Annotated in this window: 20 protein-coding genes and 1 pseudogene; 20 read left to right on the top strand and 1 reads right to left on the bottom strand. The window is 63.2% G+C overall.

Going from position 1 to position 23235, the window contains the following annotated elements; genetic code table 11:
* The first annotated feature begins 5 nt into the window (after nt 1-5).
* Nucleotides 6-1400, top strand: a complete 1395-nt coding sequence (locus tag LAN37_07665; GenBank protein ID MBZ5647085.1) for an O-antigen ligase family protein — start codon at nt 6-8, stop codon at nt 1398-1400.
* Nucleotides 1401-1431: 31 nt separating this feature from the next.
* On the opposite strand, the gene LAN37_07660 is transcribed toward LAN37_07665, so the two are convergent.
* The gene (locus tag LAN37_07660) at nt 1432-2499 is read right to left on the bottom strand and encodes a FemAB family PEP-CTERM system-associated protein (protein MBZ5647084.1); all 1068 of its coding nucleotides are present in this window, start codon (nt 2497-2499) and stop codon (nt 1432-1434) included.
* Nucleotides 2500-2672: 173 nt separating this feature from the next.
* Here LAN37_07660 and LAN37_07655 point away from each other — a divergent pair, with 173 nt between their 5' ends.
* The 19 genes and pseudogenes from LAN37_07655 to LAN37_07565 all read left to right on the top strand — a co-directional run bounded on the left by LAN37_07655 (nt 2673) and on the right by LAN37_07565 (nt 23235).
* A complete protein-coding gene (locus LAN37_07655) occupies nt 2673-4031 on the top strand; it encodes a hypothetical protein (GenBank protein MBZ5647083.1) in 1359 nt (452 codons plus the stop codon).
* A 926-nt stretch (nt 4032-4957) separates the two neighbouring features.
* Nucleotides 4958-5395 carry a hypothetical protein gene (locus tag LAN37_07650; protein MBZ5647082.1) on the top strand — a complete coding sequence of 146 codons (438 nt, stop codon included), beginning with the start codon at nt 4958-4960 and terminating at the stop codon, nt 5393-5395.
* Nucleotides 5396-5671: 276 nt separating this feature from the next.
* Nucleotides 5672-6160 carry an N-acetyltransferase gene (locus LAN37_07645; GenBank protein MBZ5647081.1) on the top strand — a complete coding sequence of 163 codons (489 nt, stop codon included), beginning with the start codon at nt 5672-5674 and terminating at the stop codon, nt 6158-6160.
* Nucleotides 6157-6519: a hypothetical protein gene (locus LAN37_07640; protein ID MBZ5647080.1), complete on the top strand. Its 363-nt coding sequence runs from the start codon at nt 6157-6159 to the stop codon at nt 6517-6519. The genes LAN37_07645 and LAN37_07640 overlap by 4 nt, the downstream gene beginning before the upstream one ends.
* Nucleotides 6520-6531: 12 nt before the next feature.
* Entirely contained in the window at nt 6532-7572 is a 1041-nt protein-coding gene (locus LAN37_07635; protein ID MBZ5647079.1) for a Gfo/Idh/MocA family oxidoreductase, read from the top strand.
* Nucleotides 7557-8681, top strand: a complete 1125-nt coding sequence (locus LAN37_07630; protein ID MBZ5647078.1) for a DegT/DnrJ/EryC1/StrS family aminotransferase — start codon at nt 7557-7559, stop codon at nt 8679-8681. The genes LAN37_07635 and LAN37_07630 overlap by 16 nt, the downstream gene beginning before the upstream one ends.
* Complete coding sequence (locus tag LAN37_07625; GenBank protein ID MBZ5647077.1) at nt 8665-9372, top strand: acyltransferase; 708 nt, start codon at nt 8665-8667, stop codon at nt 9370-9372. The genes LAN37_07630 and LAN37_07625 overlap by 17 nt, the downstream gene beginning before the upstream one ends.
* A gap of 54 nt (nt 9373-9426) precedes the next feature.
* Nucleotides 9427-10383, top strand: a complete 957-nt coding sequence (locus tag LAN37_07620) for an NAD-dependent epimerase/dehydratase family protein (protein MBZ5647076.1) — start codon at nt 9427-9429, stop codon at nt 10381-10383.
* Nucleotides 10380-11660 (top strand): annotated as a pseudogene (locus tag LAN37_07615) (nucleotide sugar dehydrogenase). Before LAN37_07620 ends, LAN37_07615 begins: the two are co-directional and overlap by 4 nt.
* Nucleotides 11649-12833, top strand: a complete 1185-nt coding sequence (locus LAN37_07610; GenBank protein ID MBZ5647075.1) for a DegT/DnrJ/EryC1/StrS family aminotransferase — start codon at nt 11649-11651, stop codon at nt 12831-12833. The pseudogene LAN37_07615 and the gene LAN37_07610 overlap by 12 nt, the downstream one beginning before the upstream one ends.
* Nucleotides 12820-13815 (top strand): glycosyltransferase family 2 protein, encoded by a 996-nt coding sequence (locus LAN37_07605; GenBank protein ID MBZ5647074.1) that lies wholly within the window; start codon nt 12820-12822, stop codon nt 13813-13815. Before LAN37_07610 ends, LAN37_07605 begins: the two co-directional genes overlap by 14 nt.
* On the top strand, nt 13808-15664 hold the full coding sequence (locus tag LAN37_07600) for a hypothetical protein (GenBank protein MBZ5647073.1): 1857 nt from the start codon (nt 13808-13810) through the stop codon (nt 15662-15664). The genes LAN37_07605 and LAN37_07600 overlap by 8 nt, the downstream gene beginning before the upstream one ends.
* Nucleotides 15665-15671: 7 nt before the next feature.
* Entirely contained in the window at nt 15672-16538 is an 867-nt protein-coding gene (locus LAN37_07595) for a metallophosphoesterase (protein ID MBZ5647072.1), read from the top strand.
* A 141-nt stretch (nt 16539-16679) separates the two neighbouring features.
* Entirely contained in the window at nt 16680-18074 is a 1395-nt protein-coding gene (locus LAN37_07590; GenBank protein ID MBZ5647071.1) for a hypothetical protein, read from the top strand.
* Nucleotides 18074-19189 carry a hypothetical protein gene (locus tag LAN37_07585; protein ID MBZ5647070.1) on the top strand — a complete coding sequence of 372 codons (1116 nt, stop codon included), beginning with the start codon at nt 18074-18076 and terminating at the stop codon, nt 19187-19189. Before LAN37_07590 ends, LAN37_07585 begins: the two co-directional genes overlap by 1 nt.
* A complete protein-coding gene (locus LAN37_07580) occupies nt 19186-20919 on the top strand; it encodes an AMP-binding protein (GenBank protein MBZ5647069.1) in 1734 nt (577 codons plus the stop codon). The genes LAN37_07585 and LAN37_07580 overlap by 4 nt, the downstream gene beginning before the upstream one ends.
* Nucleotides 20916-21173 (top strand): hypothetical protein, encoded by a 258-nt coding sequence (locus LAN37_07575; GenBank protein MBZ5647068.1) that lies wholly within the window; start codon nt 20916-20918, stop codon nt 21171-21173. Before LAN37_07580 ends, LAN37_07575 begins: the two co-directional genes overlap by 4 nt.
* Before the next feature lie 48 nt (nt 21174-21221).
* Nucleotides 21222-22199, top strand: a complete 978-nt coding sequence (locus LAN37_07570) for an SDR family oxidoreductase (GenBank protein MBZ5647067.1) — start codon at nt 21222-21224, stop codon at nt 22197-22199.
* 10 nt (nt 22200-22209) lie between these two features.
* Nucleotides 22210-23235, top strand: coding sequence for a polysaccharide deacetylase family protein (locus LAN37_07565; protein MBZ5647066.1), 1026 nt, complete (start codon nt 22210-22212; stop codon nt 23233-23235).

Below are 23235 nucleotides of genomic sequence, written 5' to 3'. Positions count from 1 at the left end.
CCCCGTTGGAGAAGACCGCCGTTCCCCCGGCTGAAGGGACTGTTCCCGGATCCCGAGTCCGACGTGCTTTCCAGTCCCACTGGGGAGCGGGTTTCGCCGGGGTCATCATCTATGAGGTTGTCGAGTACGCCCGCCTGCCGGCTATGTACCCGATCCTAGGGCCACTTCAACTTGGGAAGATCGGCATAATCATCGCGCTTGTCGGGCTGCTCTACTCTCCACCGGAGACGAAAACGCTGGTCCAGTCTAGTTGGCGTCGAATCGCGGAGGTGTCGCTGCTTGCTTTTTTCGGTGCTGGTGTGTTGTCAGGGCTCTTCGCTCCGGACACAGAAGCCGCTGTTGCTTGCATTCTCCTTATCATCAATTGGTTGGTCATTTACTTCGCGGTTTCACGGAGTGTTAGCACTCCCTGGCGATTGCGTGCGTTCATATTCGTTTATCTTCTATTTAGTTTGAAGATGGGACAATTCGTGGTCCGGTCATACCATGGAGCGATGGCAAATTCACCCCGCAGCCAGATGTCCCTGATGACTGAGGGTTTTGGAGCGGGTGCGACGGGATTCTTCGGGAACGCGGCCGACCTTGGCGTAGCCATGTGCGTCGCTTGGCCGATTGCAATGTCTCTTCTGTTCTCCGACGTGAAGGGGTGGAAGCGGTTCGCCCTACTTGTCTGTACTCTGGTGTTCCTGGGGGCCATCATGTTCTGCGGCTCCCGCGGTGCCATCGTGGGCGCCACGGGCGTCACCATTGCCGCCTGGCTGAGAAGCCCGAAGAAGCTGATCGCAGTCTTTCTGCTCCTGCTGCTGGTGCCTGCCGTCATCTTTGTGATGCCGGAGGCCACCAAGCGGCGGATGAACAGCGGCTTGCTGGACCCGGAGAGGGACAGAACCGCGAGTCAGCGCCTGGAACTCTGGCGAGCGGGAGTCCAGATGTACAAAGAAAATCCAATCCTTGGAGTTGGGCCGTTGAATTTTGGCGCGGTCTACGGCGCCCGGTTCAACAGGGGTGAGCGGTTATCGGAGCGAGTGTCGTGGGTACCGCATAGCACGTATATTGAAGCGATCTCTGAGTGGGGAACATTCGGGTGCATTTTCTTGGTTCTGATAGCTCTCGCGATCTTCCGGATCAACGCAATGACCCGCAAATCTATCTTGGCGGCACAAGGTAAGGCGGGCAAAAGCAGTTTCGAATTCTGTCTTGCAACGGGCTTGGAATTGGGTTTTATCGGATATCTGGTGAGCGGCGCTTTTGTCGCGGTGCTACTTTATCCCCATATCTTCATCCTTCTAAGTCTTTCGGCGGGGCTTAACAGTTCAGTCTTGAGCCGCAAAGGAGCACCTGCCCCAGGGCCCGAACCGCCAAAGCGAAGGTTCGCACCCGCACTCGGCGTTGCCGGCTGAGGCGTTGTCAACCTAATTGCGGGAAGAGTCTCTACGGCAGGCAGCGCACGATTCTTGGCCCGATCGCCTTTGTGATAGCGAGTGGCAGCCGCTGCCAGACAGCGATGGCGAGCCGATACTTCCGGTTGTGCGGATTCAGTTCCGGCAGTTCACCACCGCCCGCCAGCCAGTAGTGCCAGTACAACGGGACCTCCGTCGGTTCCCACTGCTTCTTAAAGCGGTGCGTCCCGGAATCGGGGGAGCTGCGTCCAAAGTCGAAGCGTGAGTATCCCTTCTCGGCGGCGACGCGCAGGTTCTTCCAGTACAGCAGCATGTTAGGTTTCATGGTCAGGTATCCCCGAAGGGACGCGCTCCACGGCACCTCCAGCGTGTCGCGATACCCCAGCAAGAAGGAGGATGCGATCGCCTTTCCCGCGTGGCGGACGATGGTGATGAACGTGTCGCCGGGGAATTCACCCAAAATCTTGTTGAAAAAGCTGCGGTCGTAGACGGGTGTCCCGAGGTCGCGCATGTTCTGGGCGAAGATCTCGTAGAACTCGGGGAGCGCGTCGGCTCCGCGGACCTCGGCGCTGAGGCCGTACTGCATCGACTTCTTCACGTCCGCCCGCACCTTCTTGTCCAGAGACTTCCACATGGCGTCTTCTTCCCGCTGGACTTCTCGGACAAGGGTCAGCTTGCTCTGCTTGACAACGAGACCGAGATCGTGTGGCCGCTGATGGCGCAATTCGATGTGCGATGCACCCACCCGCTTGGCCAGCGCGATGGCTTCGCTCGACAGCCGCTGTTCCGACTCCAGGTCATCGGCCAGGATGCCGCCGTAGTTGAAGAAGGGGAGCGCAGTGAGAAAGCTTCCGAAGAGAAAGCTTTTCTGCCAGACCAGGGGCAGGATTCCGCGCACAGTGCCGGCCTGATGGAGCATCAGGTAGTAGGTCGGCCACTTGAAGCTCTCCTCCACCACCTGCTTCCATCCCCAGCGGTGATAGTTCACCGCTTCCGGATGGCGCTCGACATACTCCTGCCAGCGTGCAGCCTCCGCTGCGCTGGAGGCCCGGATCACGGTCATGTCGGCGGCCGGCATCACATCCGCGTCGCTGGTCACCGAGCTCCTAGTGGCGGTCGATCGATGCCGGTGAAGGGGCGCAGGGGTGATTGCAGGGACTTCATGGAGTGCGAACGCCAGCATTCTATCTGGCCCGTGTCGCCGCGGTCTAGCCGCGGGGAAAAGAAGAACGTGATTCTCGGGGTTCCGAGGCGCTGCTATGCTTGTGCCGTATGCCTGCGAAGTCTGTGCCACAGATACTTCTGCTCGGGCTGGCCGCCGCGATGATCGCGGCTGCGCCACCGTCGCGGTACTCCCGTACCTCACCGCACTGGCCGCACATTCGCACCATGTCGGCGGACTACCGGACCGAGTTCATCAAGGACGCGAAACAGCAACGCCTGGAACGCGAGTGGCTGGCCGATCACCTGGACCACGAGATCGGGATGCCGCCGGAACTCTACAAGCGCAGGAATCCGGCGATCAAAGCGTACAACTACGCCCTGAACATGACGATCTTCCAGAAGGGCGACGAGATCCCGCAGATCAGTCTGACAGTGGCCTATTCCGCGGACATGCGGCGCTGGTTTCGCGGCCATCCCGAGTACAACATGGAGGATGCCTTCCTGCACGACGACAAGCTCTGTCCCGCCCCCCAGCCGGTCACGGCCGGCTGCCGCCTGGTCGTCGAATGGAGCAGTGCCAAGCGATGGGTGCCCAATCCCGCAGACCCGGGTCGCGTGACTTACGAGAAAGACCGGTTCAAGCGCCTTGCGGCCGGCGGCTGGGACGGCATATTCCTCGACGAGCACGCTTCCGGCAGCATGGATGACTATGTATGCGGCCCGACCCATCACACGCGGGAGTATCACGGCACCAAGAAGGCCTGCGACGGGTATTTCGACGCCATGGTCAACCTGATGGCAGCCGAGCGCGCGGCCGCGGGAAAAATGCTCATCGTCAATCTCTCTCAGTACAGTACCTCCTATGACTTCCGGATGGCCGTTGCTGGGGGAGGAGCGCAACTGGAGGGGGCGAACTATCCGGCGATCGAAACCGAGCCGAGATGGAACTTCATTGACAAGCTGCTGGCCAGCGGAATCTTCGTGAATTATGCGCCCGCCAGTCCTGACGTCTTTCCCCAAGGTTATACGCAGGGCAATTCGGTCACTCTGTCGCAACGATTCCAGCTTGCGATGCTGGCCAACTATTACCTGGTCGTGCCCGATCCCCCGGACAATCTGACCTTTACCAACCAGCACGGATGGAACGCGCCGTTCCTGACATGGTGGACCGCGGCGCAGGAGATCGACCTGGGCAAGCCCCTCGGTTTGAGGCACGTCTACCAGAGCGGAAAGGACGGGGCCGGGCAGGGATTCAAGATCTATGTCCGCGAGTTCCAGAACGCTTTTGTGATCGCACATCCTAAACTCGAATGGTCCGACAAGGAGTTCGGAGACAAAAGTGCCGTGGATGTGACAATACCCGGCGGGCAGCCGCTGGTTCCTCTATCGGCAGACGGAACGCATGGTTCTCCAGTGACTCGGGTTGCGCTCCGGAACGCCGAGTCCGTCATTCTCCTGAAGCCCTGATTCCGCTCCAATGAAGAACGCAAGAGCCGCGTGCTTCGCGACTTTACCGCGCTGCTCGACTGGAATGGGACCCCGTCAGCGCGCGCTCCCAGATCTCACCAGCTGCCGCGCCCGCATCCCGCCCTCGATGCTCGAGGCGAGCGCGACAGCGAGGATGGCCACTCTTAGAATAGGATACGAATAGCTCGGCGAAGCATGGGTCGGAGCAGCTATGGGTGAGTTCATGTGACAAAAGAGAGATTTGTATTGCTTGATATTATCGTCGTTCCGAAAAGCCAACATCCCGGCGTGGGATCAACGGGCGTCCGGGACGCGGCCTTGACGCCCGGTTGGGGTCGTCCAGACTCGGACCGCTTACCGTGAATAGGCTCTTCCAAATCGCAGTCCCGTTTCTCCTGGCTTGTTCCAGCCTTGTGCTCGCCCAAGACGGTCGCACCAGTCCTCCGCAGAGCCGGACGCCGGTGACCTATCTCTCCACGGATTTTGAGGCCGGGTTCCCCGCGGGCCTATCCAACAACCACATTTCGTGCGGTGAAGGGTTGAATTGTCCGACTGCATGCCAGGTTTTGGAGTCCGGCGGCAAGACCGCGAACGGCAACGTCGTCACGGCCCATAGTGGTACTCGTGCCCTGGTTTGTTCCGCGACCGGATTGGGTGGTCCAAAAAGTTCCGCGGTAAATCGCGTCGATCTGTATTTTGGGCCGGACACCTGCGATACCGGGTCCGGGCCGACGGGTCGTGCGGGCATTACCACGATCTGCAATCCGGCGGCAGCGGCGCCTCCGTTGATAGCCAGTTGGTGGGAGTTCGAACCGCAAGCCTCCATCAGCAATGTGATCAAAGGAGGGCGGGGCGGCCTCAGCCAGCAGAAGTTCTTCCTTGCACGGTACACGAATTCTCCGGGTAAGCTCTTGCCGGCATGGTGGATGATCTCTTACAGCGCAGCGCTGGAGCACGTCCTGGCCTTGGAGGATTCCGGGGCCGATGCGCCTCCCGGCATCGGAAGTTTTGATACCGGCCTCCCGGTCAACAAGTTCGGCGGAGTGTGGCGCCGATTCGTGGTGCGCCTCGAGCATGACACGGGCACCGGCTGTGGGCACGCCAAGTTGTGGATGGGGACGGACGACAAACCCCTAACACTGGTGGCCGACACGGACACGCGCAAGCCGCAGGGCGGTTGCTACAAGGGGTTTGGCACGAGTGACAAGGGAGCCCAGCAGCAACTTCAATTCGGGCTGGTGTACCTCCAGGGGCCAAGCGGCGGAGTGGACGTCTTCGTGGACGACATCTGCGTTGCGAATTCTTTCGATGCCTGTGGCCTAAGTACGCTTGCCTCCGAGCCGCCGCAGCGCAGTCGGCGCTAGAAGCGGCGGCATTCCGCCCGCCATCATGCCAAGAGTCACTTGCGGACGCGTTACGGATGTAATGGCCGCATGGCTGGGCAGAACCGGTAACTTCATAGTACACTCAATCCAATTTTGTGCCGGAATGGCGGGCGCGTTGTCGCGCTGCAACACAGGGCTCTGCTGCATTCCCTGCGCCTTTTTAGAGGCTGCATTCCGGAGGCAAGCGGCGCCCCCCAGCACGCTGGCTCAAGAAGGCTTCCGGCCACGGCCGAGCAATTCCAACATGGAGACCGAATGCCGATCGCGAAAGACGTAGTGCTGGGCAAGGGCGTGCGGATCTTTCAGCCCGAACTGGTGAATCTCTACGGTTGCACCATCGGCGACGACACCAAAGTCGGCGCCTTTGTGGAGATCCAGAAGAACGCGTTCATTGGCGCCCGCTGCAAGGTCTCGTCCCACACCTTCATCTGCGAAGGGGTCACCCTCGAGGATGAGGTATTCGTCGGTCACGGGGTTCTATTCATCAATGACCGCTATCCCCGTGCGACGGCTGGCGGACAGTTGCAGACCGAAGCCGATTGGGCGGTCGTGCCCACCCGGGTCCGGCGCGGCGCCTCGATCGGCAGTGGCGCCATCGTGATGTGCGGTTTAACCGTGGGCGAAGGCGCCCTGGTGGGGGCGGGCGCCGTGGTCACGCGCGACGTCCCGGATCATGCCGTCGTCGTTGGCGTTCCGGCACGAGTGGTTTCCGACGTGCGAGAGCGCGAGAAGGTGAAGAAATGAGCCCCCTCGGCTTCACATTGGTTCTTCTCAGCGCGTTCTTCACCGCCATCGCGAACCTGATGCTGCGGAAGGGCACGCTGGCGGTGGGTCTGACCGCTTCACCGGGAGCGCAGATCCTGCTGCTTCTCCGACAACCCGTATTCGTGATCGGAGTCGTGTTGTATGGGTTAGCGGCGCTGATCTGGTTCCGCGTCCTCCCCATGGAAAAACTCACCACCAGTTACCCCATGCTGGTCAGCCTGACGTTCATCATGGTCACGATCGGAGCGGTGCTGGTGTTTCACGAACACGTCAACCTGCAGAAGGTGTCGGGGCTGGCGGTCATCATCGCCGGCATCGTTTTGGCGACCCGCGCTTAAGAGAGCTCCTGAATGATCCGTGTCGGCGTCATCGGCTATGGCTACTGGGGACCGAATCTGGTCCGCAATTTCTGTGAAGCCCCCGGCTCGCAAGTCACGATGGTCAGTGACTTGAGCAGCGAACGGCTGGGAAAAGTGACGGGCCGTTACCCTGGTGTGCGCGTCACCACCAACCATCACGAATTGCTGCATGATCCCAGTGTGGACCTGGTGGCGATCGTCACGCCCGTTTCGACTCACTATGATCTCGCACTGCAGGCCCTCCAGGCGGGCAAGCATGTCCTCGTGGAGAAGCCATTCACGGCGACCTCCGAGCAAGGGCTCCGCCTGATCGAAGAAGCGGAGCGCCGCCGGCTCGTTCTCATGGTGGACCACACGTTCGTGTACACCGGCGCGGTACGCAAGATCCGCGAACTGATCGCCAACAAGGTCGTCGGCGACGTCTATTACTACGACTCCGTCCGCGTGAACCTGGGCCTGTTCCAGCACGACGTCAATGTGATCTGGGACCTCGCCGTGCACGACCTGGCGATCATGGACTACGTGCTCGACGCCAAACCGGTCGCGGTCTCCGCCGCCGGCATGAGCCACGTGCCGGGCAAGCCGGAAAACATCGCGTTCCTCACGCTATTTTTCGAGGACAATCTAATTGCCCACTTCCACCTGAACTGGCTCTCGCCGGTCAAGATCCGAAGGACCCTTATCGGCGCCAGCCAAAAAATGATCGTCTACGACGACATGGATCTCAGCGAAAAGGTGAAGGTGTACGACAAGGGCATCACCGTGGCGGCCAATCTCGACAGCTTCTATCAGATGATCGTGGGGTACCGTACCGGCGACATGTGGGCGCCGAATGTGCCTGGCACGGAAGCGTTGCAGGTCGAGGCGCAGCATGTCGTGCAGTGCATCGAGAAGGGTGAGCGGCCCATCACCGACGCCCAGGCCGGACTGCGGGTGGTGCGCATATTGGAAGCGGCGTCGGAGTCTCTGAAGCAGCGCGGTATTCCAGTGGAAATCGAACGAGGAAAAACGGCAGCATGGTCCCATTCCTAGATCTCAAAGCGCAGTACCGCAGCATCAAGACGGAGATCGACGAGGCGGTCGGGCGCGTCCTGGAGAGTTGCCAGTTCGTGCTCGGTCCCGAAGTTGCGGCCTTCGAAAAGGAGTTCGCGGCCTTCTCCAGGGTGAAGCACGCCGTCGCGGTGAATACCGGTACCAGCGCGCTGCACCTGTCAATGCTGGCGGCCGGCATCGGACCGGGCGACGAGGTGATCACAGTTTCCTTCACCTTCGTGGCTACGGTTGCGGCCATCCACTACACGGGCGCGACGCCGGTGCTCGTCGACATCGATCCGCGGACCTTCACCATGGATCCGAGGAAGCTGGAGGCGGCCATTACTCCGCGCACCAAGGCGGTCATCCCAGTGCACCTGTACGGTCACCCCGCCGACATGGACCCCATCCTGGAGATCGCCCGGCGTCACAAGCTGCTGGTGGTCGAAGACGCGTGCCAGGCACACGGGGCCGAATACAAGGGTCGCCGCGTAGGCTCGATCGGCGATCTCGGCTGCTTCAGCTTCTACCCGGGCAAAAACCTCGGCGCCTACGGAGAAGGCGGGCTGGTCACGACCAACAACGAAAAATTCGACCAGACGATTCGCATGCTGCGCGACTGGGGGGCTGAGCACAAGTATCATCACGTCCTGAAGGGTTACAACTACCGCATGGAAGGCATCCAGGGCGCGATCCTGCGCGTGAAACTGCGCCACCTCGAGGACTGGACGGAAGCCCGGCGCGCCCATGCTTCCCGTTATGGCGAGGTCCTGGCCGGCAGCGGCGTGCGCACTCCCCAGGCTGCTCCGTGGGCCCGCCACGTCTATCACATCTATGCGGTCCGCACTCCCGACCGCGAGGGGTGGCAGAAGTTTCTCGACGACCGCGGCATCCAGACGGGCATTCACTATCCCATCCCGGTGCACCTGCAAAAGGCGTACGCCGATCCGCGCTACCGCGACGGCGATTTCCCCCACTCGGAGGCAGCCGCGCGCGAGGTGCTGTCGCTGCCGATGTTTCCCGAAATGACGGATGAGCAGATCCAGGCGGTGTGTGTGGCGGTGCGAGAGATCGGCGCAGGTGAAAAGATCCATGCCGCAAAAGTCTGAGCGCAAGCCGCGCATCGTGAAGGCGGTGCACGGGCTGGGAAAGGTAGAACCCGATCCCCAGTTCCGCGTGGGCCTGGCCGAGCACCTGCGCACGCGCTATACGCGCGACACGCTCATCGAACTGTACGGGCGCTTTGCGGCCGGCGACGGCGAAGTGGATGCACTGATGCGCCAGTCCATCCTGCGTGCCCTGGCGCGCCACTTCGGAAACGGGGTTCAGGTGGGCAGCAGTGTGGGGTTCAAGCACCCCGAGACATTCGAGATCGGCGACCACGTCTTCCTCGGTTCGCAGACGTATATCCAGGGCCGTTTCGACGGCACATGCATCATTGGCGATCACGTCTGGATCGGACCACAGAGCTATTTCGATGCCCGCGATCTCGTCATCGAGGAGTATGTGGGCTGGGGACCGGGCGCAAAAGTCCTGGGATCCGCGCACACGGCCTTGCCGGTGGATGTGCCGATCCTGAAGACCGACTTGGTGATCAAACCGGTGACCATCGGCGCGTGGGCGGACGTTGGCACTAACGCGATCGTTCTGCCGGGGATCAGCATCGGCCGCGGCGCGATCGTTGGGGCTGGAGCCGTGGTGACGAGAGATGTGCCGGCATTCGCCGTCGTGGCTGGTGTTCCCGCCCGGTTCCTCTCCTGGCGGGAGGGCTACAAGCCCAAAAAAGAGAAAAAGAAGTGAACGTCGCAGCAGGTTGACAGCCCACTGCGAGGGCGAGTTTCCGGGAGTCGGGTCTTGGCACGTATTTTGATCACTGGCGGCGCGGGCTTTATCGGCACTCATCTCGCCGAGCGCCTTTCCGGCAGCGCTGACGTCATCCTTTTCGATAATGGCCGGCGCGACTCGCTGTCGCTCGCGCCGCAGCTCAAGGACCATCCTCGCGTCACCTTCCTTGCCGGAGACACGCTGGATCCCGCTTCCATCACGCGCGCGTTCGAGCGTGGCGTAGATACGGTCGTCCATCTTGCCGCGATCGCCGGCGTCTCCAGCTACTACCAGGAGCCACTCAAGACACTCCAAGTCAACATCCTTGGCACGATCAATGTATTGGAAGAATCGCGCCGGCATGGGATCAAGCACTTCATCGACTTTTCCACGAGCGAGATCTTCGGCTCGAATGCGATGTGGGTGACGGAGGAGATGCCATGCGGCATCGGGCCATCGTCGGAGCGGCGCTGGGTGTACGCCACCAGCAAGCTTGCGACTGAGCATCTGACGCTCCGTTACGGTGAGACGTATGGATTCATCGGGACCGTGGTGCGGCCGTTCAATATTTACGGCCCGCGGCAGACCGGCGAGGGCGCAATCAGCAATTTCTGCCGTGCTGCCATCGAAGGCCGTCCATTGACGGTGTATGGGGATGGCAGTCCGATCCGGGCATGGTGCTACGTCAGCGACATGGTCGAGGCGGTGGAGCGCATCCTCGTCAAACCGGAGTCGGCGGCAGGCGTCTTCAATGTCGGCAACCCGAGCGAGATCGAGACAACGCTCGGCCTGGCGCGCCGCATCGCTCGGCTCGTCCCCGGCACTCGCATCGAGTTCCAGTCCATGGGACGCGCCGAAGTGCGTGCTCGCGTGCCCGTCATCGAACGCGCGCGGCAGCTGCTCGGCTTCGAGCCTAAGGTGGACCTGGAGCAAGGCCTGCAGCAGACCCTCAACTGGTATTGCAAGGCAAAGGGAGTCGCGAAATGAAGGTCGCCGTGATCGGGGCGGGGAAAATGGGGCTTCCCCTGGCCTGCCAGTTCGCAACCCGCGGGGCGACGGTGAGCGCTTGCGATATCCGGCAGGACGTCGTCGATGCGATCAATGCCGGCCGCTGCTCGATCGACGAACCGGGCGTCCCCGAGCTGCTCTCCGCTGCGATTGCGAATGGCCGGCTTCGCGCCACCACTGACATCGGTGGCTCGGTGGCTGCGAGCGAGGTCGTTGTTGTGATCGTTCCGGCGCTGCTCACGGCGGACAACGATGCCGACCTGGGCGCACTGTGCTCCGTGTCGCAACAGATCGCGGCCAATATGCATCGCGGGTTGATGGTCTCGTATGAGACCACGGTGCCCGTCGGTACCACGCGGCACCGCTTTCTTCCTATCCTCGAGAGCAGCGGGCTGAAAGCCGGGCGCGATTTCGACCTGGCTTATTCACCGGAGCGGGTCAAGAGCCAGTTCGTCCTGCGGCATCTGGCCAGTACACCCAAAGTGGTGGGGGGCATCACTCCGCAGGCGGCGGAGCGCGCCGCGGATTTCTATGGCCACTATCTTGGCGCCAAGGTGATGAATGTCGGATCGCTCGAAGCCGCCGAACTGGTCAAGCTTGCGGGCATGCTCTACCGCGATGTGAACATCGCGCTCGCCAACGAATTGGCGCGCTACTCCGAGGCCCTGGGCATCGACCTGGGTCCGGTGATCGAGGCCGCCAACACCGACGGCGAAGCTGCGATCCATCTCCCCGGCATTGGGGTGGGTGGCCACTGCACTCCGATCTACCCGTACTTCCTGATCCGGGACGGCGAGCGCCGCGGGATCCCGTTCATCCTGGCCGACCGGAGCCGGCGCATCAACGACGGTCAAGCTACGCATGCCATAAACCGGATCGAGCGCATTCTGGGTCCACTGGCTGGCCGCCGGGTGCTGATTCTCGGCCTCGGCTTTCGGCCGTCCGTGAAGGAGCACATTCTCTCCCCTGCGTTCCTCCTGGCGCCGGAGCTGCGGAAGCGCGGGGCCGACGTTCGTGTGCACGATCCCATGTACAGCGAGGCCGAGATCCGCGACCACGGCTTCATTCCCGGCAGCCTCGAACAATCTCCCTCGCCGGAAGTCATAATTCTCAACACCGCGCATCCGCAATATGCGAACCTCGATTTCAAGCAGCTCGCCACGCAAGGCCTGCGGGTTGTCTGCGACGGGCGCCGCCTGTGGCCGGCGGAGTCGGTCCGCGCCTCCAGTCTCCACTACATCGGCATCGGACAACCGGACGAGGTCCCAGCCGGCGAGCCGGTCATAGCGGTCGCCAAGCCTGTGCTGGCGGGCAACGAAGCCGAAGCAGCGGCCAACGTGGTCCGCAGCGGCTGGGTGATGCAGGGACCACAGGTTGCGCAATTCGAGCGCGAGTTCGCGGCCCGTGTCGGCGCCCCCCACGCATGCGCCGTCTCCAGCGGCACCACCGCCCTGCACCTGGCCCTCCTCGCGGTCGGAGTGCGGCCCGATGACGAGGTCATCACCGTCAGCCACTCCTACATCGCTACCGCGAATTCGATCCGGTATTGCGGCGCTGTGCCTGTCTTTGCGGATATCGACCCAGATACGTTTAACCTGGATCCCAAGCTGATCGAAGCTGCGATCACGCCGCGCACACGCGCCATCCTTTGCGTGCACCAGATGGGCATGCCGTGCGAACTGGCTGCGGTTCTTCACATTGCGCGCAAACACCGCATCGCTGTCGTCGAGGATGCCGCCTGCGCCATCGGGAGCGAGATACTCTGGGAGGGCGAATGGCAGAAGATCGGCCGCCCGCATGGCGATGTCGCCTGCTTCTCCTTCCATCCCCGCAAGCTGGTCACGACGGGCGACGGCGGCATGATTGTGACCGCCAACGGCGACTGGGACCGCCAGTTCCGTCTTTGGCGCTCGCACGGGATGTCGCAGCAGCCTGCGGAACACTACCCGGTGCTCGGCTATAACTACCGCATGACCGATATCCAGGCAGCCATCGGGCGCGAGCAATTGCGGCGTTTGCCGGAAATGATCGCCCGCCGGCGGGCGCTGGCCGATCGCTACCGTGAGCTGCTCCGCGGGACTGAGGTGACTCCCCCTGCGGAGCCCTCGAATGCGCGCTCCAACTGGCAGAGCTATTGTGTGCGTCTGCCGCAGGGCGCCGACCAGGCGACCGTCATGGATGCCATGCAGAAGGCCGGCATTTCCACCCGACGGGGCGTCATGTGCGCTCACCGAGAACCCGCGTACGCGCACGAGCCATGGCGGGCCGGCGGTCCGCTGCGGAAAAGTGAGGAAGCGCAGGACCAGTGCCTCATTCTGCCGCTGTACCCGCAGATGTCGGAGGGTGATCCGGAGCGCGTCGTGAAGGCCCTGTTGCGGGCCCTGGCCACATCCATGAAGGAGGAACGAGTTTCCCGTGCCTCCCGTTGATGCTGCGCGCCAGACACCGCCCGCCGACTTCCTTCTGACCGTGGTCACGCCGGCATACAACGAGTCGCGCAACCTCCCCGCGCTCTACGAAGAGCTGTGCCGTTCGCTCGACGGCCAGGGGTTCCGCTGGGAGTGGGTGGTGGTGGACGACCATTCGGCCGACGAGACGTTTGCCGTCGTGCGCGAGATCGCACAGCGGGACCCACGCGTTCGAGGTATCCGTTTCGCCCGCAATTTTGGGTCGCACACGGCCATCACTTGCGGTCTTCACCAGGCGCGTGGCGATTGTGCGGTCATCCTGGCCGCTGATCTTCAGGACCCCCCCGAAGTCATCCCCGACCTGATCGCCAAGTGGCACGAAGGCGTGCAGGTAGTATGGGCCGCTCGTGAACGACGGGAGGGCGAGACCGCCAGCACGGTGGGCTTTTCGCGCGCTTATTACGCCATCATGCGTCACATCGTCGGCATGAAAGAGATGCCGGCGATGGGAGCTGATTTCTTCCTCATGGATCGGCGCGTGCTCGACGGTTTCCGCGCTTTTAACGAGAGCAACGTGAGCATTCTGGCCCTGATCACTTGGATGGGCTTCCGCCAGGGAACGGTGTTTTACACCAAGAAAGCCCGGCTGCACGGCAGCTCCGGCTGGACCCTGGAGAAGAAGCTCAAGCTGGCGGTCGATTCCATCACCTCGTTCACGTATCTGCCGATCCGCCTCATGTCCTATTTCGGTTTTCTCATCGCTGTCGTCGGATTCGCCTATGCCATGTTCGTCGTCGCCAATGCGCTCACTGGACATCCGCCGCAAGGCTGGTCGTCGTTGATGGTCATGGTCCTGCTGATCGGCGGCGTCCAGATGCTTATGCTGGGGATTCTTGGCGAGTACCTCTGGCGCGCGCTGGACGAGTCGCGCCGCCGGCCGCGTTACCTGATCGAGGAGACAGTGGAACGTCCCGCAGCATCCGGGCAGACCAGCCATGCCTAGGGTGGAGATGGCGCGGACACCCAGTCGCCTGGGCGCCAAAGACAGTTTCATCCAGTCGATCCGGAAGTTGGTGCTGCCGGCTACCGTGGTGGTCGTTGCGCTGCTCTACGCCGCGCCGTACGTGGTGACAGCGGCGCGCGGGGAGTCGTCGAAGATCCCCCCTCTGTTCGGCCCCGACCTTTACTTCTACCTGAACATCAGCCGGCTGCACGCTTCCACCGCTGACTCCCTGGTGAATCCCTGGTACGGCGTGGAGGTCCCCCTCAGTGCGCTGGCCTATTGGAAGTTCCGTTCGGGGTTCATAGCATTCAATATCGTGCGGAATCTGCTGGGAGGGAACTGGCCGCTTACGCTGGTGCTGTGGTCCGCAGGCTGGGCGGTGCTTATCGCCTGCGGGACGCTCTACGTGCTCGACAAGATTCTGCCTCGCTCGTCGTTGCTCCTCGCCGTCGGCGTGGCTTTTCTGCTGCTCTTCGACGTGACTCTCCTGCCCGCGAGCGCTTCCGCCTGGATGCACGTGTCTCTGGACGGCTTCCGGCTGGTGCGACTCCCGTACACCCGCACCTTCTTCCCTCAGGTGGCCATTCCGTTCCTGCTCCTATACGTTGGGCTCCAGATCGAGGCATTACGCGCTCACAAGCGCTACGCGTGGGCGCTGATGGCGCTGATCCAGTGGGCGGCATTCACGTGTTTTCCATACACGACCCTGCTGATGGCCGGCACCACCGCCTGCGTCGTGGCCCTGGCATGGATCGCGCGCCGCCTCGATCTCTCATGGAGGGAGATCCTGGGCTTCGCGCTGGCATGTGGGGTACTGGACGGCGCCTACCTGCTGCTGAGCGGCGCCTCTCATGCGGCCGCTGCGGTGGCCGTGCGTGAGCCGATCCTGTCCATCTCGCTCGCCCGTCTTCCCTACATCCTCCGAGGCCACGCCAAGATGCTGGCCATGCTGGCTGCAGCCACCATCGGCTGTGCGATCGTCCCAGACGATGAGCGCAGGGAAAGCAAGGGGGTCCTGGTCTCGCTCGGTGTAGCTAACCTGCTCCTTTATTTCGCGGATCTGTTCGTCAGTCCCATGCTGCAAGTCACCGACCACGATCTCTACTTCGTTCACACCGTGCTGGGGCTGCTTGTGATCTATCTGGCCGGCGCAGCGGTCCGGGTCGCACGGGAGCGCAGGCTACGGGCAGCCTGGGTCCTGACCCCAGTGTTGCTGCTGATCATGGTGCATGGCGCGCTGGCGGCCGCCGGCGGGTACCGCAAGTACGTCAGCTTCAATCGGGCCAGTGCAGCCACCGCGAAACTGTTCTCTTCTCTGCAACTGGGGCCGCGGGATATCGTCCTCTCCGCGGCAGATTCGGTGGACGACGTGAGCTGCTGGTTGCCTTTGATCAGCGAGGGCCGCTTGGTCTATTGCTCGAATGCAGAATTGGCTCTTTCCCCTGCGAACAAGGCGGAGTTCCAGCGATACCGGCAGGCCGTTTACCTCTACTTCAGCGGGCGAGACAGCGCTTCCGTCGACACGATACTCGCCCGGCCCGACGAAGACGCCAAGCCGGCGCAGTGGCTCTTCGCACAGGTCAGGGAGCGGCTGTTGCTCGCCGGCCCCGAACGTCGGGCGGCGCTTGCTTCCATGCGGGAGACGCTGGTCCCCGTTCTCCGCAGGCTGGAATCGGGGGACGGAGAAGCCCTGAACCTGTTCGCCGCGTACGATCGTGTGATCATTGTCGACAACGTGGCCTCGCCCACGTTCGCTCCCGACCGCCTGCGGAGGTACCTGCAGGTCGTGCGGGAAACTGACATTGGCCGCCTACGCGTCCGCTGGTGTAGAGCGCGGCCTTCACTGTAGAGACTCGGTGCACAGCTCTCGGCCAACCCGCCGGCAATTCCTTCGCGCCGCCGCCGGTGTCGGCGCGGCGGCCGTCGTCGGCCTGGGCGGATATGCGGCGCTCGCCGAACCGTACGAGATCACGGTGGAGCGCGTGCCGCTCCTCACGCCGCGCCTCCCGGAGGCGTTCCACGGCCTGAAGGTCGCGCAGCTCAGCGACCTCCACTTCGGCCCCTACACCGGCGAACGCGAGATCCGCAACGCGGTCGAGCGATGCAACGCCCTCGAGCCGGATCTGGCGGTGATCACGGGCGATTTCATCACGGCGGCGCTGTGGGGCCGTCCCGTCAAGCAGTTCCAGAATGCCGACCACTGCTCGCGGCTGCTCTCCGGGATCCGGGCTCCCCTCGGCATCTTCGCCTGCTTCGGCAATCACGACGTCAGTGTCGATCCCTGGGCCCTGACCCAGATCATCCGGGCGCACCGAATACAGATCGTGAGGAACAACGCGGCGGCGATCGAACGCGATGGCGCGCGGCTCTGGGTGGCTGGCGTGGATGACGTCCTGTACGCCCACGCCGACCTCGACCACACGCTCGCCGGCATCCCGCGGAATGAGTTCACGATCCTGCTGGCCCACGAGCCTGATTTCGCCGACCACGCCAAGGCGTACCCGGTCGACCTTCAGCTCTCCGGGCATTCCCACGGGGGACAGATCCGGGCGCCTTTCGTGGGTGCGCTGTATTATCCTCCGCTTTCGCGCAGGTACCCGCGGGGCCTGTACCGGGTCGGGAACCTGCACCTCTACACGAACCGAGGCATCGGGACCATTGTGGTGCCGATGCGCTTCAACGTTCCCCCCGAGGTCACCTTGTTGACCTTGTTTTCCCACTGAGATGAGCGCGCGCACCTTGGTTACTTCCCGCGGTGACTTCGGTCAGATGCAGGCCGACAGCTTGTCTTGCGGGCTTTCGCGGGTGACGTTACACTTTTCAGCAGACATCCTTACCTCCCACCAAAAGGATCGAGTGAACCCATGACGGCCAGGCTGGTGGTGTATGTAGCTGGACTGCTGCTCACGTCGCTGCTGGCCAGGCATCTGGGGGTGCGTTCACGCCGGATCCTGCTGCTGGCGGTGAGTCTTGCCTTTTATGCCAGCTGGGGGCCCTGGTTTCTGGCCGTGCTGGTGGGCAGCGCGGTGGTGAATTTCGCTCTGGGCAAGGCCTTGCGGCGCAGCCCGACGTCCGGGCGGCTCTGGCTCGGGATCGCGTTCAACGTAGCGCTCCTGGGCGTCTTCAAGTACCTTCCCGCGATTGCCCAGCAGATCTCGGCGGAGTCGGAGCTGGCCCGGATCGTCCTGCCGGTCGGAATGTCGTTCTGGACGTTTCAGGCCCTGAGCTACCTCTTCGACCTCTACCGCGAGGAAGAACTGGATCCCACGCTGCCCGAATTTCTGCTGTACATGAGTTTCGCGCCGACGGTGCTTTCGGGGCCGATCTGCCGCCTGCCGGAAATCCTGCCGCAGCTTCGCGAGCGCGCCGATCTCTCCCGCGACGACATTCACTCCGCCGCGCAGCGCATCTGGCTGGGCGCTCTGATGATGGCGCTGGCGCAGCTGCTGGGCTCAGGATTGACCCCGAACCACGGCATCAACGCGGCCTTCGACTCGACTGCCCCGCTGGCCGCGCCCGACGTCTGGCTGCTCGCCATCGGGTATGGCTTCCAACTCTTTTTTGATTTCGCCGGATACTCGCACATCGCGATCGGCGCAGCGCGGCTGCTCGGTGTTCGCGTCCAGGAGAACTTCGATCGCCCGTATCTGTCGGCCTCGCCTTCGGTGTTCTGGACCCGCTGGCACATGTCGCTTTCTTTCTGGATCCGCGATTATCTCTTTCTTCCGGTGGCGGCGATGCGTCGCGAGACCTGGTGGCGGAATGGCGCGCTGCTGTTTTCGATGATCGTCTTTGGCGTGTGGCACAAGGGTGCGCCCTTGTTCGTCATCTGGGGCGCGTACCACGGTGTCCTGCTGGTCCTGCACCGCCTGTGGCAGCAGCTCCAGCGGCAATTTGATTTCCGCTGGGAAGGAGCGGCCCAGACGGCAGTTTCGTGGCTGGTCACGTTCGCCGCCATGTGCCTGGGATGGACCTGGTTCCGGGCGCAGGGCGTCACACAGGCAGCGCGGATGTTTGCTACTGTATTCACCCCGGGCAGCTACCGTTCCCCGGTGTTGCCGGCAGAGCTCTACCTGCTGACCGCAGCGCTTGTCGCGGGCTACTTCGTCTGTGCGGCGCTCTCGGCACGCAGGGACAAGGAGCAGGCTGTGCTCTCGTGGCTGCCGCTGGAAGTGCGCTATGCCTGCTACGCCGTGGCCCTGTACCTGGTCGTTTTCCGGGCGGCACAGCCGCAAGCGTTCATTTATTCCCAGTTCTGATGATGAAAGCGGCCAAACTACTCCGGGTAGCGCTCGGCGCGGTGATCTTCGTGCTCGTGCTCGAGCTGTGTGCGCGTCTCGACGATCATGTCACTTTTGGCGCGCCGGTGTCCGGGGTATATAGCGACGAGAATCTGTACGAGAACGACCGGCTCGGCAAACGGGGTAAACCCAACGCGCGCTACCGCAAGTGGCAGCTCAACGAGTTCGGTTACCGCGGTCCGCGGGTCGAGAAGGACCGCGTTCACATCGTGTGCTTCGGGGCGTCGGAGACCTTTGGGCTTTACGAATCGGAAGACCACGAATTTCCGCGGCAGTTAGAGCGCGAACTCAATGCCCGCGCCGGCCGGCCCGCATTCCAGGTCGTGAATGTCGCGTACCCGGGTCTCACGCTGCCCACGGCGACGCTGCGGGTACCCGAGATCGTCGAGCGCATCCAGCCCCGGGTCGCGCTGATCTACACGACGCCCAGCTTCTACATCGACATGCCGCCAAAGCAGTCGCAACGCGTGGTCAAGGTCCTGCCGCCGCCCAGCTTCGAATGGCGGCTGGGGGAGCGCGTGCGAAACGTCGCCAAGGCTGTCCTGCCGGACGCAGTCCAGACCTGGTTGCGCCAGTGGCAGATCGAGCATTCGCTCGGGGCACGAGCGGCGATCGAGCGCCTGCCCGATGGGGACGTGAAGCGGTTCGGCGATGATCTCTCGGAACTGCTCTCGACCCTGCGCGCGCACGGCGTCGAGCCAGTGGTCGTCACGCACGCGACCGCCTTCGGCGATGACCGAACCCCGGATCGGGATCTTCTCATCTCTTGGCGCAAGTTCCATCCCAAGCTCAAGGAAGAGGGATTCCTCGACATGGAACGGCGCATGAACCAGGCCATGCGCGATGCCGCCGCGGCCCAGGATGTCGCGGTGATCGACATCGCACGCGAGATCCCCCCGGACCGCAAGTATTTCGCCGACTTCGAGCACTTTACCGACGCGGGTGCGGCGCTCATGGCGGAGCGTCTGGCGGAAGGCCTCGGACCGGCGCTCCACCACTCCGGGGTGGCGCTCTATGTGAATGCGGCCAGCGCCGGGGTGAACAGAAGTCATGAGGACGTGGTGACGCGATGACCGAAGCTCCCCGCCCGCGGTATCCGATAACGTATCGCACGTTGCCGGAAGCTCTGCTGGCCGCCCCGCCCGACCAGCCGTTCGTGACCATGTGGAAGAGCGAGGACGACGTGCAGACCGTCACCTTCGGCGAGTTCGTGCGCCTGGCGCTTGGCCAGGCGGCATACTTGCAGCAGCGCGGGCTACGCCAGGGCGATCGCGTCATCCTGGTGATGCCGCAGGGCATCCCGCTCATGACCGCCTTTGCCGGTGCCCTGTGCCTGGGTGCGATCCCCGCGATCCTGGCTTATCCCAACTTCAAGGTCGATCCCGCCAAGTACCGCTTCGGCCTGGCCGGTGTCACCGGCAACCTGAAGGCGAGGCTAGTCGTTCTCGACGACGAATTCCCAGACGAACTCCTCGAACACGTGGCCCTCAAGGACGACGCCCAGGTGGTGCACCTGAAGGCGCAGATGCCCGCGCCGCCCGCAGGCTTCAAGCCGCTCGATGCCGCTCCGGACAGCGTCGCCTTCATCCAGCACTCCGCCGGCACCACCGGACTGCAGAAAGGCGTGGCTCTGTCGCACGCGGCGGTGCTCCTGCACTTGAACCACCTCTCGCCGGCGCTGCGACTGACCTCCAATGACTGCATCTACAGCTGGCTGCCGCTGTACCACGACATGGGCCTGATCGCCTGCTTCATGCTGCCCATGGTCTGCCACCTGCCCATCGTGATGCAGTCGCCGACCGACTGGGTCATGCAGCCTGGGTCCATGCTGGAGATCATCACAAAGTACAAATGCACGCTGGCCTGGACGCCCAACTTCACCTTGCAGTTCCTCGCGCGGCGCGTCCGTCCGGCGGACCGCCAGGATTTCGATCTTTCCTCGCTGCGCATGTTGATCAACTGCTCGGAGCCGGTACGCGGGTCGAGCATGGACGAATTCCGAGCCGCCTATGCCGGCTGCAAGCTTCAGCCGCACGTCCTGCAGGCCTCGTACGCGATGGCGGAGACCGTGTTCGCGGTCACGCAATCGGGCATCGGCGCGGACGCCGGTCCGAAACGGATCTGGGTGGACGCCGACGCGGTCCGCAAAGAGCGCCGGGCCGTCCAGGTCGCGGACAGCACCCAGGGAGCGATGTGCTTCGTGTCATCGGGCAAGTGCATCCCGGGCTGCGCCGTCCGCGCGGTCTCCGACAGCGGCAAGCCGCTGCCGGAGGGAGGGATCGGAGAGATCCTCATCCGCAGCGACTCCTTGCTCACTGGCTACTACAACCGTCCCGACCTCACCGAGAAGGCGCTGCAGGACGGCTGGTACTGGTCGGGCGACCTTGGATTCGCGCTCGAGGGCGAAGTCTACGTGGTCGGCCGCAAGAAGGACCTGATCATCGTGGCCGGCGAGAACATTTACCCACAGGATGTGGAAGAGATCGTATCCAGCCATCCTGCCATCCACGACGGGCGCGTGGTTGCGTTCGGCGCCTACAACCCGGAGCTGGGCACCGAGGACATCGTGGTGGCGGCGGAAGTGAACCGGGAAGAAGATCTCGCCGAAGCCGCGCGCATCGAGCGCGAGCTGAAGACGGCGATCACCGGCGAGCTGGCCGTGGTCGCGCGCCGCATCTACCTCAAGCCGCCGAAGTGGGTGGTGAAGAGCACGGCCGGGAAGCCGGCGCGCTCCACCACGCGCGAAAAACTCATTGCAGAGCACCCGGAATTGCAGTCGAATGCCGCGGGACCCGGCCTATGACCGAACAAGCGCAGCAGATCGTGGATTACATCCTGAAAGAGATCATCCGCCGCCCCGGCGTGACCATCGGCGAAGAGACTGCGCTGGTCTCCTCCGGGCTGATCGACTCTCTTGCCCTGGTCGATATCCTGGCCAAGCTCGAGGACGTGACTCACATGCGGATCCCCGCCGGCAAGGTGCAGGCAAAGGACATGGACACGGTGCGGCAGATGATCGCCACCGCACAGCGCGTGGGCAAGCCGCGCACTCGGTAGCCAGAGTTGCTGATTCCGGCCCGTGGAGGGCCATGGTAAGGTTGAGCGATGGCTTTTTATCTGATCACGGGAATCGCCGGTTTCATCGGCTCTTCGCTGGCCCATGCGCTGGTGGCGAAGGGTGAGCGGGTGCGGGGTGTGGATAACCTTTCGACCGGGAGACTCGAGAACATCGCTTCCATCCGTGACCGGATCGACTTCCGCCGCGCCGACCTCGTGGACCTGGGTGCCATGCGGGATGCCTGCCGTGGGGTCGATTACGTTTTCCACCAGGGTGCGCTGGCGTCGGTCCCTCGCTCGGTCGAGGATCCCGTGGCCAGCAACCAGGCGAACGTCGACGGAAGCCTGAACGTGCTCGTGGCTGCGCGCGAGGCGGGAGTGAAGAGGGTCGTCTACGCGGCGTCGTCGTCGGCCTATGGGGACACGCCCACACTCCCCAAGCGCGAGGACATGCTGCCCAATCCCATCTCCCCGTACGCCGTCGCCAAGCTCGCCGCCGAACACTACATGGCTTCGTTCTTCCGCGTGTATGGGCTGGAAACGGTGTCGTTGCGCTACTTCAACATCTTCGGTCCCCGGCAGGATCCGTCATCGCAATACTCCGGCGTTCTCGCGAAGTTCATCCCCGCGATGCTCGAGGGCAGGCAGCCGACCATCTACGGAGACGGGGAACAGAGCCGCGACTTCACCTACATCGACAACGCCGTCTCCGCCAATCTGCTGGCCTGCACGGCTCCGGCCTCGGCGGTCGCGGGATGCACGTTTAACATCGCCGTTGGCAAGCGCGCCAGCCTCAATGAGACGTTCGGCATTCTGAAGAAGCTGACCGGATACACCGGACAGGCCGCCTACGCAGCGGCCCGGGAAGGCGACATCAAACATTCGCTGGCCGATATATCGCTCGCTGAGAAGCATCTGGGCTACCGCGTGCTGGTCGATTTCGAGGAAGGCCTGCGCCGCACGGTGGAGTGGTACCGGCAGGAAGCTGCCGTGACGGCCGCGGCGGGAGGCAAGGCTTCCCGATAACGAGATGGGGTTGCTGAAAAAAGTCGTCCGCAGCGTGCTTGCGTTGCCCGGAGCATCGTCGAGCTTCCGTCCGCTGCTGCGCGACTGCGGCGTCATCCTGATGCTGCACCGGTTCACCGATCCCGACCGCGGCGTCAAGGGCGACGATCCGGCGCGCGTGCGCCAGTTCCTCGCCTACCTGCGAAGGAAGAAATACGATATCCTGCCGCTCGGCGATGTCTTCTCGCGGTTGGCCGAAGGAAAGCCGCTGCGCGGCGCGATCGCTTTCACCATCGACGACGGCTACTACGATCAGGCGGCGATCGGCGGCGAAGTGTTCGCCGAATACGACTGTCCCGTGACCGTTTTCGCGACCAGCGGTTTCGTTGACGGCCAGCTCTGGTTTTGGTGGGACAAGATCGATCACGTGTTTCGCAACAGCACGCGCAAGGAACTCCGATTCATACTGGCCGATGAGGAACTCAGGTACTCGATCCAGGACGCGCGGGAGTGCGATGCAGCCCGGGCCGATTTCATCGGACGCTGCAAGAAGGTTCCCGACGCGGAAAAGCACGCCGCTATCGCGCGCCTGGCCGCAGCAGCCGAGGTCGCGCTGCCGGAGAAGCCGCCCGCGATGTACGCCCCGCTGACCTGGGACCAGGCCCGCAAGGGTGAAGGGCGGGGGATGACCTTCGGACCGCACACCGTCACCCATCCCATCCTCTCCAACACTCCCGACGACCAATCGGACTTCGAGATCTGCCGCAGCTGGGAGCGGATCCAGGCGGAAGTCCGGCGTCCGGTGCCCGTCTTCTGCTACCCGAACGGGCAGTGGGGCGATTTCGGAGACCGCGAGGTTGCCATCCTCCAGCGCGCGGGGTTGAAAGGTGCGGTGTTGGGCTTGGCGGGCTACGCGCGAGTCACCGCCTTCCATGGCTCTGCAGGAGCGCCTTTCAGGGTGCCCCGCTTCTGCCTGCCGGAACAGTTTGTCGACCTCGTCCAATACGTCTCGGGCATGGAGCGAATGAAGGAGATCGTTCGCGGAGGCGCAGCCTAG

The sequence above is a fragment of the Terriglobia bacterium genome (genome assembly GCA_020073495.1).
Classification (GTDB): domain Bacteria; phylum Acidobacteriota; class Terriglobia; order Terriglobales; family Acidobacteriaceae; genus JAIQFD01.
The sequence above is the reverse complement of the archived record's forward strand: the minus strand, read 5'-3'. Positions and strand labels throughout refer to the sequence as shown.